This window comes from Flavobacterium praedii (assembly GCF_026810365.1).
Classification (GTDB): Bacteria; Bacteroidota; Bacteroidia; order Flavobacteriales; family Flavobacteriaceae; genus Flavobacterium; species Flavobacterium praedii.
Genome location: NZ_CP113948.1, coordinates 1,862,827 through 1,876,694, shown reverse-complemented (window position 1 = coordinate 1,876,694; position 13,868 = coordinate 1,862,827). Strand labels below are relative to the sequence as shown.

4 protein-coding genes are annotated in these 13,868 nt (G+C 33.2%); all 4 read left to right on the top strand.

The window, feature by feature from the left end; translation table 11 throughout:
- Positions 1-450: 450 nt before the first annotated feature.
- The 4 genes from OYT91_RS07980 to OYT91_RS07965 all read left to right on the top strand — a co-directional run bounded on the left by OYT91_RS07980 (position 451) and on the right by OYT91_RS07965 (position 13,861).
- Positions 451-6,663, top strand: a complete 6,213-nt coding sequence (locus tag OYT91_RS07980; RefSeq protein ID WP_281240217.1) for a T9SS type A sorting domain-containing protein — start codon at positions 451-453, stop codon at positions 6,661-6,663.
- A 2-nt stretch (positions 6,664-6,665) separates the two neighbouring features.
- Positions 6,666-7,352 (top strand): glycoside hydrolase family 78 protein, encoded by a 687-nt coding sequence (locus OYT91_RS07975; RefSeq protein ID WP_269222268.1) that lies wholly within the window; start codon positions 6,666-6,668, stop codon positions 7,350-7,352.
- A 419-nt stretch (positions 7,353-7,771) separates the two neighbouring features.
- Positions 7,772-10,573, top strand: a complete 2,802-nt coding sequence (locus tag OYT91_RS07970; protein WP_349293198.1) for a triple tyrosine motif-containing protein — start codon at positions 7,772-7,774, stop codon at positions 10,571-10,573.
- 243 nt (positions 10,574-10,816) lie between these two features.
- Entirely contained in the window at positions 10,817-13,861 is a 3,045-nt protein-coding gene (locus OYT91_RS07965; protein WP_281240216.1) for a SusC/RagA family TonB-linked outer membrane protein, read from the top strand.
- Positions 13,862-13,868: the final 7 nt, after the last annotated feature.

Sequence of the window (13,868 nt, the reverse complement as noted above, 5' to 3'; positions counted from 1 at the left end):
ATTTCACGCAACGGGTTAATAATAGCTTTTGTTTAGTGTTTTACATCTTGATTTTTTATTTAGCTATTATGATATTTGATTTTATAGTTCTTTTAAACTACAAAATCGCATTAAAAGTTGGGTATAATATGTTATAAATAATTAAGATAATTTCAAATTAAGGCCATTTATTTATAAATATGATTTTTATAGTGTTATAATTTTAAATAATATTTAATACAACGTTTTCGTAAATACCTATACATTACTACATCATTTATCATTTTTTACAAAATAACCTATTATGAAGCTGTTACAAAGAATCATTTTAAAAACAGATTTAGACTTGTGAATACAAGAGAATATTGGTTATTTACTTATATTATTTTTTTGGTATAGTTTTTACATACTAGTTTTTGTAAAGGTTTTTTTGTTTCTGAACTAAATTTGAGAAACTTAAAACTAAACCATATGAAAAAAATTACTTTGTTGATTTTCTTAATGCTTTATGCATTGGGTTTTTCGCAAAATGCGCCTATAACCTTTGAATCTGGAGGATATGGCTCTGGTTGGACTTTTGCCAATTTTGGGAATGGTACTGGACCAGAGGGCTATGAAAAAGTAGCCAATCCTAGTGTTTCTGGAATAAATACTTCAGCAACAGTTGGTAAATTTACTGCTTTGTCAACCACTACGGCAGGAGCTGCCGCATGGGCCGGTTGTGAATCTAAACATGCTGCGGATCTTGGTACTTTTAAACTCAACTATTCTAATTGTACCATAAAAATAATGGTTTACAAATCGGTTATAAGTGATGTTGGTATAAAATTTTCTGTAGCTGATGGAGGTTCTACAGGAGAGATTAAAGTAGCAAATACCAAAATTAATGAATGGGAAGAATTAACTTTTGATTTTTCAGGAAAAATTGGTCAAGCCACTTCTGGAGCAATTGATCAGATTGTTTTCTTTATGGATTTTAGAGATAGAACTGATCAAAGTATTAGCTATTTTGATAATATAACTTTTTCGAAATCTTTGGTTGCTCCACCAGTTGTGGCGTGTGATGCTATTTTAACAGATGCTCAACAAGGTTCATTTACTGTTGGCTACAAAACAAAATTTGAAACAGTAGGGACAAATGTGAATATTTCTTTTGAATTACTAGATCAAAAAGATGGATTAGTTGTTGGATTGTGGAGAGAAACTCCTTTTGAGGATATACCAATGACAAACAATCCTGTTGGCTCTAAAATTTACACTAAAACAATTACTGGACAAACGCCTGGTGATGTAATAAGTTATGCTTGTAAATTTGCTTATGCAGGGGGACAGTCTGTAACAAAATACATAAAATATGAGGTAGGTAGCTATTGTGATGGAATTAAACCAACCAGTCCAACTGCAGCTGCTGCAACACCAACAGCCGCTACAGCTAACGTGATTTCGCTTTTTAGCGGTGGTGCCTATACTGATTTGGCAGGAACCAATTGGAATCCAGGTTGGGGGCAATCAACCGTATATGAAGAGGTTCTTGTCTCTGGAAATGCTACCAAAAAATACTCTAATTTCAATTACCAAGGAGTTGTATTGCAAAGTCCAATTGATGTTTCCAAAATGACAAAACTTCATTTGGATGTCTGGTCTCCAGATTGTAATGCTTTGAAAGTGTTTTTGGTTCCTACAACAGGGGCTGAACAAAGCGTAACTGTGAATCCTTCCTTAACGGGTTGGAATTCAATTGATATTATTTTATCTGACTATACGAGTGTAGATAAAATAAGTATTAAAGAGTTAAAATTTGAATCCGTAACTGCTGGAACAACTGTTTACTTAGATAATATTTATTTTGTAAAAGAAGTAGATGCTTCAATGGCAATGAATGCCCCTGTTACTTTTGAAACTGGAGAGCATGGTGCATCTTGGACATTTGCAAATTTTGAGAATGGCACTGGACCTGAAGGATACGAAAAAGTGACTAATCCTAATGCTTCAGGAATTAATACATCAGCAACTGTTGGTAAATACACAGCGACTGTTGCAGGTGCTCCATGGGCAGGATGTAAAACGAATGATATAGGAAAGTTTACTTTAGATACTAAAAATTCTTTAGTAAAAATTATGGTTTACAAAACCGTTATAAGTGATGTTGCATTAAAATTTGCTGTAGCGGATGGAGGTTCGCTAGGAGAGATTAAAGTAAAAAACACGAAAATCAATGAATGGGAAGAGCTATCATTTGAATTTTACAATCAAATTGGAAAAATTCAATCGACAGATATAGTAACAATGATGATTTCATTGGATTATCAAGCTAGATCTACTGAAAATGTTTCTTACTTTGACAATATTACTTTCTCGAAAACTTCTGTTCCTTCACCAGTACTTGTTTGTGATGCTGTTTTGACTGAAGCAAGTCAAGGTTCGTTTACAACTGGTTACAAGGCTAATTTTGAAACTGTTGGAACAGATGTTAATATTGCTTTTGAGTTACTGGATGCAAAAGATGGCCTAGTTGTTGGTTTATGGAAAGAAAGCCCTTTTGAAGAGACAGCTATGGTTAACGATCCTGCTGGAAGTAAAATATTCAAAGCAAAATTAACGGGTCAAAAGGCGGGTTCTTTGATTAGTTATGCTTGTAAATTCGCTTATGCAGGAGGTCAATCGGTTACCAAATACATTAAATATGAAGTTGGAACTGCTTGTAGTGGTACACCTCCAATTGTAACAGGACCAAAGCTTCCACTAGATTTTGAAACAGGAACATTTGCTTTTGTCGATTTTGACGGAGGTGCCGCTATTACAGTTGCAAACCCAAACAAAACAGGAATCAACACTACAACTACAGTAGCCAAAATGGTAAAAGGAGCTGGTCAACCATGGGCTGGAAGTAAACTTAAAATGGCTTCTCCAGTAGATTTTTCTACAAAGAAAATAATTAAAGTAAAAGTATGGTCACCAGTTGCTGGTAAAAAACTATTATTAAAATTTGAAGGCGCTGGAGCAGCATTCGAAAAAGAAGCGGCGACTACAGCTGCTAATACTTGGGAAGAACTTACGTTTGATTATACAGGAGTTGCCGGTGTAAATAACTTGAATGATAATATGGTTTTCATATTTGATTTAGGCACCGTTGGTGATGGAAGTGTTAATTCGACTTATTATTTTGACGAAATTACTCAACCCGTTACTACACCGCCAGTGGTAACTGGGCCAACGCTTCCATTAGATTTTGAAACAGGAACGTTTGCTTTTGTTGGTTTTGATGGTGGTGCTACTACTACAATAGCTAACCCTAACAAAACAGGAATTAACACCACAGCTACTGTTGCCAAAATGATAAAAGGGGCTGGTCAACCATGGGGAGGAAGTAAACTTACTTTGGCTACTCCAGTAGATTTTTCGACTAAAAAAATATTTAAAGTAAAAGTATGGTCACCAGTTGCTGGTAAAAAACTATTATTAAAATTTGAAAGTCCTAATGGTAATTTTGAAAAAGAATCAGCAGGAGTAACAGCTGCAAATACTTGGGAAGAACTAACGTTTGATTTTTCGAATGTGAGTACAACCAATACGGCTTCAGATATGGTTTTTATATTTGATTTGGGAACTGCAGGAGATGGAAGCGCCAATTCAACATATCTATTTGACGAAATCACACAATCAGCCGGTTCGGTTGCGGTTTCAGGAGCTACTCTTCCATTAGATTTTGAAGCAGCTACTTATGCTTTTGTTGATTTTGATGGTGGTGTAACAACTAAAGTAACTAATCCGCAAAGTAACGGTATCAATACAAGTGCCAATGTTGCCAAAATGGTGAAAGGTGCTGGGGCAATGTGGGCAGGTAGCAAAATTAAAATGGCTACACCAGTAGATTTCTCAACCAATAAAATATTTAAAGTAAAAGTTTGGTCTCCAGTTGCTGGAAAAAAACTTTTATTAAAATTTGAAGGTACGGCTGGAAATTTTGAACAAGAATCCACAGGGGTTACTACTGCCAATACTTGGGAAGAATTAACTTTTGATTTTACAAAAGTAGGGACCAATAATGTAGCCGATTTTATGGTTTTCATATTTGATTTTGGAACTATTGGAGACGGAAGTGCCAATTCGACTTATTATTTTGATGATGTTAAACAAGCTTCGATTCCAGTTGCCCCATCTACTAACTATTTGGTTTCTTTTGAAACAGGCAGTGTTGTAGGTACTTGGGATTCTTTTGAAAACCCAGGCCAAACTGGATTTGAATTTGCGAGCAACCCTTCAAAAACTGGAATAAATACGTCAGACAAGGTGGGTAAATTTACAGCTGTTCCAACGGGACAACGTTGGGCTGGATGTGAAACGACAGGAGGAAGTATTGGGACTTGGGAGTTAGATGCTACATCTACAACAGTAACCATGATGGTGTACAAATCGGTTATTAGTCCAGTTGGAATTAAAATGGCTACAAGCTATAACGGTACAACTTTCGAAATTAAAAAGAATAATACAAAAATTAATGAATGGGAGTTAATGACTTTTGATATTTCGCCATTTATTAAAAGCGGTGATGCCACTCAGATTAACAAATTTGTTGTTTTTCCTGATTTCAGATCAGATACTGATCCAGTTAGAAATGCAGATGTAGTTTTGTATTTTGACGATATTAAATTTTCTGCCAAAAAACTTTTTGATCCTAACTATGTAGCTCCTCCAGTTGACAACCCAACGGTTGCTGCTCCAATACCTCCTGTAAGAAATGCAGCAGAAGTTAAATCTATTTTTAGTGATTCTTATGCAGTATACAAAGAAGGAAACTGGTGTCAATGTTGGGGACAATCTACTGTAGTATCGGACGTGGTAATTGTAGCTGGTGATAAAGTGCGAAAATTAGAAAATTTCACTTACCAAGGGATTACACTTCCTGACGGAGAAGTTTTCAATGTCTTGGATATGAATAAAGTTCATATTGATTTATGGTTTAATGATGCAAAATCAATTAGCCTAGCTCTTGTTCAACAAACGCCTGGTGGAAGTGTAGAAGCTGCTCTCAAGTTCACACCTACTAAAACAGGATGGAACAGTTTTGATGTTGATTTGAATTCCACTACTATGCCAGGTGTTGATCTGTCTAAAGTGTTTCAAATGAAGTTAACTTCTGAAAAACAAGGTTCAAATGTGTTTTTAGATAATTTTTATTTCTGGAAAGATGCGGCAACAGTGTTAGCACAAATGGATTTACCGGTTACTTTTGATAATGCTACTGTAGATTATTCATTACTAGGATTTGGTGGTGCTGAAGGTTCTACCGTTGTAATTGATCCAACATTGGCAACAAACAAAGTGGCCAAAGTAGTGAAACCTGCTGTATCAGAGACTTGGGCAGGAACAACTATTTCTGCTGCTGCAGGTTTAGGATTTAAAAATAAAATTCCTTTTTCAATTAGTGTAACCAAAATGAGCGTTCGTATTTGGTCTCCAGATGCAGGAACTATCGTTCGATTAAAAGTTGAAGATCATGCTGATAAAAACCACACTATAGAAACAGAAAGTACTGTTACCAATGCAAAAGGTTGGGAAACAATAGTATTTGATTTTGCAAAACCTGTTTCAGGAACTGCTGCCATGAATCTTGCTTATAATTATGATAAAGCAACTATTTTCTTCGGATTTGGTTCAAATGGAACGGAGAAAATCTATTATTTTGATGATGTTAAGATGGTAGAAATTGCTAAGGAACCCGTATTAAGTTATGGTGTTACAGCGCAAATCTACCCATTAGGAAAACCAATTTATCCTTTGTCAATCAATAATAGTGGCGGTTTAGTACCTGTAAATGGGTATAGTATAAGCCCAGCTTTACCAGCAGGATTAAGTTTTGATACTACAACAGCTGCAATTAGTGGTACTCCATCAACATTGACTCTGTCAACACTATATACCGTAACAGGTACAAATAGTTTAGGAAGTGGAAGTACTACTATAAGTTTGAATGTTGTTCGTGATTTTAAATCAAATAATTTCACAATTGAAACAACTGGAGAAACATGTTTGGGAGAGAAAAATGGAGAAATTAATATTAAAGCTGTAGAGTCGCATACTTATATAGCAATTATTAATGATAAAAGCTATGAGTTTACAACAAACAGTTTAAGAGTTTTTAATCTTGCTCCTGGAATTTATACTATTTCAATTTCTGTAAAAGGAGAATCTTCTGTTCAAAGCTTTACTGCGGTTGTCCCACAAGGGTCTACTATTACAGGAAAAACCAGTAAATCTTCTTATAACAAACTTAAGGTTGTAATGACTGAAGGTACTGCTCCATATAAAGTTTATTTGGATGGTGAAGAACAATTTGAAACCCCTTTTTCTACTTTTACTTTAGATGTAAACAAGGAAAGTTTGTTAGAAGTAAAAACGGCTAAAGTATGTGAAGGGACTTATGCTAAGAATATAGAAGGGATATTATATTCATCTTCGGCATATCCAAACCCAACTTCTGGAAGTTTTGAAATTGCGATTCCAACTATTAGAAAAGAGGTCGTTATTGATTTATACACTTTAAATTCTGTGTTTATTTCTAGCAAATCGTATCCTTTAGAAAATGGAGTTGTAAGATTGAGTCTTGAAGGGCAAACAGCTGGTATTTATATTGTAAAAGTATATTTAGATACTCCTTCCTATTTAAAAATTATAAAAAAATAAAGATGAAAAAGTTTATATATTTATCTGTCATTAGTGCATTTTTGATCTCTTGCGGAAATGAAGACGCTCCTTCAGAGACTGTGAATGTAGCGCCTACAACACCAACATTGGTTTCGCCGGTAAACAATAAATTGTGCACCAACAATGCTGTTAGTTTTCAATGGAATGCAACTGTAGATTCAAATAATGATCCGGTAATTTACCAAATACAAGTAGCTAAAGATAAAGATTTTGCTCATATTGTAATGACAGCTGAGAGTTCAGCAACGTATCAAAACTTTACTTTAGAAAAAGCTACTGCTTATTATTGGAGAGTGAAATCAACAGATAATGAAAATTTATCAAGTACCTATTCCGCTATTTTTAGTTTTTATACATCGGGAGATGGTGTGGTTAATTATTTACCTTTCGCACCAGATCTTGTTTCGCCAGAATTAAATTCAGTTTTGAGCTCAAAAACGGTTCAGTTGCAATGGACAGCAAAGGATGTAGATACTAAGGACAAACTTGTTTATGATGTTTATTTTGGAACAACGAATCCTCCAACAGAAAAAGTTGGTTTAAATCAAGATGCTACAATTCTTGATGTAAATGTAGTGGCTTCAAAAGAATATTTTTGGAAAATTGTTGTTAAGGATGATAAAGGAGGAGAAACAATTGGCCAAACTTGGAGATTTAGAACGAATTAATTTTTTTACATTTAATTGTTTTGTTAAAAGCGTCTCGGATTCCCGAGACGCTTTTTTTTATTTTAAATCAGATTCTGTGTTAGACTTCATTACAACACTGAATTTTTCAATATTTAACAAGTGCTGACGAACTATTTTTTAAAGATGAAACACTTTTGTCTTTCGGTTTTAAAAATAGAAGTGAGTAATTGGTTTTGATGAAGGATCTATATGTAGTGGATTTCTAATTCAGAATATGGGTTAAACTAAGCTTATGCTATTAAATAGCACATATTCTATTCGATTATTGGTTTTTTATCCTATTTTTGTTTAGTGATTTGTATTTTTAATAATAGTTGAGTTAGTGCCAAATTATTATTTAACTTATTAAAATGTTATTATTTCAATAAGTAGTCTTTAATCTAAATACCACATCTTCTTTGAAAACAAAATACTCCTTTCTGTTGTTTTTTATATTCTCTGTGATTTTTTCGCAAGAATTGCCTCCAATTTTGAAATTTGCTCCTAGTTTTTATGGGGCTGGAAATCAAAACTGGATGATTTCACAATCTCCAAACCAATTTGTTTATGCGGCAAATAATGTTGGTTTATTAGAGTTTAATGGAGCAAATTGGCAATTGTATCCTTCTCCAAACGAAACCATTATTAGATCTGTGAAAGTTATAAATAATCGAATTTATACTGGCTGCTATATGGAATTTGGTTTTTGGACACGACAAACCAATGGTAGATTGAACTATACTTCGCTGAGTAAGGGCATGAAAAAACAAATGCTCAATGATGAGAATTTTTGGAATATCTTAAATTACGATCAGTGGGTTATTTTTCAATCTCTGAATCGTATTTATATTTATGATTCTAAAACAGAAACGTTTAAAATTATTACTGCGAAAAGTTTTATAACTAAATCATACGGTACAAATAATTCCATTTTTTTTCAAACCGTTGGCGAAGGTTTGTTTGAATTAGAACGCGGAACAGCACATTTGGTTTCAAGCAACCCAATTTTAATAAAAAACAGAATTATTAATGTTTTTGAAATAAGTGATGGGTTACTTGTGCAAACCCAATTGAATGGATTTTATAAAGTTGTAGGAAACTCGGTATCAAAATTTAATACCGAAGCAGATTCTCAAATAGAAACCAGTAGTGTGTATAGTAGTTTAATACTTTCAGATGGGAGATTTGCCATAGGAACAGTATCGAATGGTGTATTTATATTATCTAAAGAAGGAAAATTGCAATACCATATTTCTCAAAACAAAGGTTTAAGCAATAATACTGCATTATCGTTGTTTGAAGACGTAGATGAAAATCTATGGGTAGGATTGGACAATGGAATTAATTGTATCAATTTGAATTCTCCAATAAAAAGTTTAACAGATGATACTGGCGTTTTGGGGACTGTTTATGCTTCGATTTTATATAAGGATAAACTTTACATTGGAACCAATCAAGGATTGTTTTATAAAAATTTCAATAGCAAAGAAGAGTTTACATTTATAAAAGGAACCAAAGGTCAAGTTTGGTCTTTATTTGAATATAAAGGGACTCTTTTTTGTGGGCATGATTCTGGTACTTTTTTAATTGATAATGCTTCTGCTAAATGTATTTTTTCAAATTCAGGTACATGGAAATTAGAGACGGTACCTCATCATGATAATCTATTGCTGCAAGGTAATTATTATGGAATATCGGTATTAGAAAAAGTTAATAATCAGTGGGTTTTTAGAAATAAAGTCAAAGGATTTGATTACTCTTCCCGATTTTTAGAAATTACCAATGCATTAGAAGTTTATGTGAGTCATGAAAATCAAGGGGTGTTTCGATTTCAATTGGATAAAGAACTGAAAAATGCAAGTACTATTTTTTCTTATGAATCGCCAAGAAAAGGAAAAAATGCCAGTTTGATTCAGTTTAATAATTTAATTTATTATGCAAATAAAGAAGGTATTTTTAAATTAAATCCCAAAACTAAACTTTTTATAAAAGATGATTTGCTGAGTTCTGTTTTTAAAAATGATCAATACACATCCGGTAAGTTAATTGTAGATAATTCTAATAAAATTTGGCTTTTCTCTAAAAATTACATTCATTATTTTTCTTTGAGCAAAATGAGCAATCAGCTTAAAAAAAATGTAATACCAATTCCTGCTTCTTTAACAAACTCCATGTTGGGTTTTGAAAATATTTCTCGAATTTCTTATTCAGTATATTTAATAGGAACTACAGATGGTTATTATATGATGAATTTGGATGATTTTAGTTTTAAAAATTATGCTGTTTCAATAACTTCTGTATCGGTTAATAAGCAAAATGAAAATCCTATATTCGGAAACTTAATTGACCAAGGGACTTTCGATCACGATTTTAATAACATTACTTTTAATTATTCTATTCCGGAATATAATAAGTTTATCAATGCGGAATATCAATATTCATTAGAGGGGTTCCAGGAGGATTGGAGTGGATGGAGCACTAAAACAGTTGTTAGTTTTAAAAATTTATCTCCAGGCGATTATACTTTTAAAGTAAGGGCGAAATTTGCCAATTCAATTTTAAAAGAAATAGGAGTTTATCATTTTACGGTTTTAAAGCCATGGTACAGCACTAATTTGGCTGTTTTTATTTATTTTATTCTGTTGTTGTTTATGGCTCATTTTATAAATAAAGCGTATTTAAATTATTATAGAAAACAAAGAGAAAAACTAATTGAAGAAAATAATTTATTATTAGAAATACAAGAGCTAGAAAACGAGCAAAAAATGATGAAATTAAGAAATGACCAGCTTTCTTTAGATGTAGATTCTAAAAATCGAGAATTAGCCGTTTCAACGATGAGTTTGAATAGTAAAAATGAACTATTAGCCTTTATCAAAGAAGATTTGAAAAAGTCGCCCGAAAATGGAACCAATAATTTAAAATCGGTGATTAGTACCATTAATAAAAACATTAGCGAAGAAGATTCTTGGAGTGTATTCAAAGAAGCTTTTGATAATGCGGATAAAGACTTTCTAAAAAGAATAAAACTATTGCATCCTACGCTAACTCCGAACGATTTGAGATTATGCGCTTATCTAAGATTGAACCTAACTTCTAAGGAAGTAGCTCCTTTATTTAACATATCTGTACGTAGTGTAGAAATAAAAAGATATCGTTTGCGTAAAAAAATGAATTTGTTGCATGATCAAGGACTTGTAGAGTATATAATGGAGGTATAGGTATATGCTTCTTTACTAAAAACACCTATACATTACCACAACATTAACGTGATAGTTGTGGTATTTTTTTGGATTTATGTGAAATTAATATTTTTATATTCGCTTGTATAAAAGGCATTTTATGAGGAATTCGTAAAAAAAAGCAAATATTTTTAAATTGTATGTTTTTTGTTGAGGTTGGTTTTATAGATTTCATAGTACTTCTTAATAAGTTTGTTACTCACTAACTTAAACATTTGAATTATGAAGTCAAATCATTTATTAATTATCTTTTTGCTTTTTTCAGCTTTTGGTTTTGCTCAAAAGAAGGATATTGCAGGAACAGTAAAAGAACGAAATACCGGTATTCCTTTATACGGGGTAAATATTTCAGACAAGAATTCTGGGAATACGGTTTCTACCGATTTTGACGGTAAATTTTTGCTCAAAGGAGTTACTCCTGGATCTACTCTAGTTTTTTCATACGTAGGTTACAAAACAAGAGAATATAAAACTACAGCAAACGATTCTAAAGTGGATATCTTTTTAGAAGACGAAGCGAAGACCTTAAATGAAGTTGTAGTAATTGGTTACGGAAGCGTAAAAAAGAAACAAGTAACAGGAGCTGTAAGTGTGGTCAATAGCAAAACTATTGAAGCACTAAGACCAGTGAAAGTTGAACAAGCACTACAAGGAACCGTTGCTGGAGTAAATGTAACCACTGTTGGTGGTGCACCAGGAGCTGATATTAGTGTGCGTATACGTGGTATAGCAACAAATGGAGAAAACAAACCAGTAGCGATTATTGATGGATATCAAGGGGATATAAGTACATTAAACCCTGGTGATATTGAATCATTAACAGTATTGAAAGATGCTCAAGCGGCTATTTATGGTGTACTTGGTGCAAATGGAATTATACTTGTTACTACTAAAAGTGGTAAAAAGAATTCTAAAGCTAAAATTTCTTTCAATTCTTCAACAGGTATTCAAGAATCCAGTAGAATTTTACCAACGTTAAGCGCTACCGAATATGCATTGTTATTAAACGAAAGCTATGCTAATGGTGGAAAAGCTTTGCCTTATCCAAACGTTTCAGGATTAGGTGAAGGAACAAACTGGCAAAAAGAAATTTTTAATCCAGCACCTATTATCAATTATGATCTGTCAATATCTGGTGGTTCTGATAAAATTACTTATGCTTTCAGTGCCTCTCACCTAGGTCAAGAAGGTATCATCGGTGGTGATAAATCTGGATTTGAAAGAAATACGGCAAGGATTTCCTTAGGTGCAGATATTACCGATAAATTAAAATTTAAAACCAATGCGATTTATACTTTACAGTCCAGAAAAACTATAAATGATAATGGTTTAGGATCTGTTTTGTTCAATGCATTGAATGTACCTTCCACACAAAGTCCTTATGATAGCAATGGGGATTATTCATTAGTGCCAAGTACTGCTGGTTTAGGGATAGAAATTATCAATCCTTTAGCTCAAATAGCGAACACTTTTAATGAATATGAACTGACAAAACTAAACGGAGTTGTTGGTTTAGATTATAAGTTTACGGATGCATTTGTATTAACAGGAACTTTAGGATTCAATAATCAAAACTCTCAAGAAAGAATTTTTGCAAAACAAATATCTTATGGAGGAAAAGTTTTTGATGTAAACAGAAGCTCTGTGATTCAAAGAGCTACATTCGATAATAATTATTCATTGGATATATATGGAAATTATACTAAGAAAATTGGTGATCATAATGTAGTTGGTACCTTGGGTACAACTGTTTTTAAAGAATATGGAAACCAACTTTCGGCTACTGGATTTGATGTTCCTTACAATTCATGGAATTATGCAGATATCAGCCTAGCGAATGGTTTACCTACTGTAGCACCAAATACTTCTTATGTATATGACGAAAGAAGATTATCGTATTTTGCACGATTGCAATATGATTTTAAAGGGAAATACCTTTTGTCTGCCATGTTAAGAAGAGATTCTTCTACCAAATTTGGACCAAATAATAGAATCGCTTTCTTCCCTTCTATGACGGCTGGTTGGATTATTTCTGACGAAAGTTTCTTTGGAGGTACTGATGGAATTGTTAATTTCTTGAAATTAAGAGGTAGTTATGGTATACTTGGTAACGATCAAATTCCAAACAACGGATACATTTCTCAATTAAATGGAGAAGCAACTTATGTTTTCAACAATACTTTGACAGCTGGATTAGCAACAGGTCAAATTCCAAATCCTAATTTAAAATGGGAACAAGCCAAAAAATTTGATTTGGGTCTTGATTTAAAAATGTTTGACAATAAAATCAATATTATAGCCGATTATTTTATTGATACCCGTGCTGATTTATTAATTCCAAATATACCAGTATCTGGAATATTAGGGACAGCCGCTCCAGGAGCTAGTGCCCCTACAATCAATGCTGGAAATGTGAAAAATACGGGAGTTGAGTTTGCTATAGATTATAAAAATACGTTTTCAAATAAACTTACTTTGAGTTTAGGTTATAATGTGGCTTTTATTCAAAATGAAGTAACCCAAGTAAATAATGGAACTGGTTTTATTGAGGGCGGTGCATTTGGAGTTGGCCAACCTGCTCCTGCTAGAATGCAAGTTGGAAAACCAATGGGGTATTTCTTTGGGTACAAAACCAATGGTATTTTTCAAAACCAAACCGAAGTCGATGCAGCTCCTTCTCAAGTAGCGTTAGGTGCCGAAGCGCAAGCAGGAGATCTACGTTATGTAGATGTAAATGGTGATGGTGTAATTAATACTTTAGACAGAACCGATATTGGTAGTCCAATTGCTGCTGCAACAATGGGTTTCAATGTACAATTGGATTATAAAAACTTCGATTTTGTTGCTTATACTTTCGCTTCAGTAGGAAATGATATGGTTCGTAATTATGAAAGAACACTTACAGATGTAAATCGTCTAGATTATGTATTAGATCGTTGGACTGGTGAAGGAACAAGTAATTCTGTACCACGAGTTACAACAAGTGCCACTTCCAATAATGTTTTCTCTGATTATTTTGTAGAAGACGCTTCTTTTATTCGGATTCAGAATGTACAGTTGGGTTATACTGTTGATCCTGCTTATTTTGCAAAAGCTGGAATCTCTAAATTTAGAGTTTACACAGGAGTAAATAACCTATACACCTTTACAAAATACAAAGGGTATGATCCAGGGGCTTCGAATGGTGCGCCTATTGGTGGAGGAATCGATTACGGTTTTTATCCAATTCCAAGAACGTACTTATTAGGTTTAAACGTTAATTTTTAATTAGTAA

What these genes read in the sequence shown, in the direction of transcription:
- OYT91_RS07980 (WP_281240217.1), top strand. Translation starts at nt 451, where the DNA reads ATGAAAAAAATTACTTTGTTGATTTTCTTAATGCTTTATGCATTGGGT.
- OYT91_RS07975 (WP_269222268.1), top strand. Translation starts at nt 6,666, where the DNA reads ATGAAAAAGTTTATATATTTATCTGTCATTAGTGCATTTTTGATCTCT.
- OYT91_RS07965 (WP_281240216.1), top strand. Translation starts at nt 10,817, where the DNA reads ATGAAGTCAAATCATTTATTAATTATCTTTTTGCTTTTTTCAGCTTTT.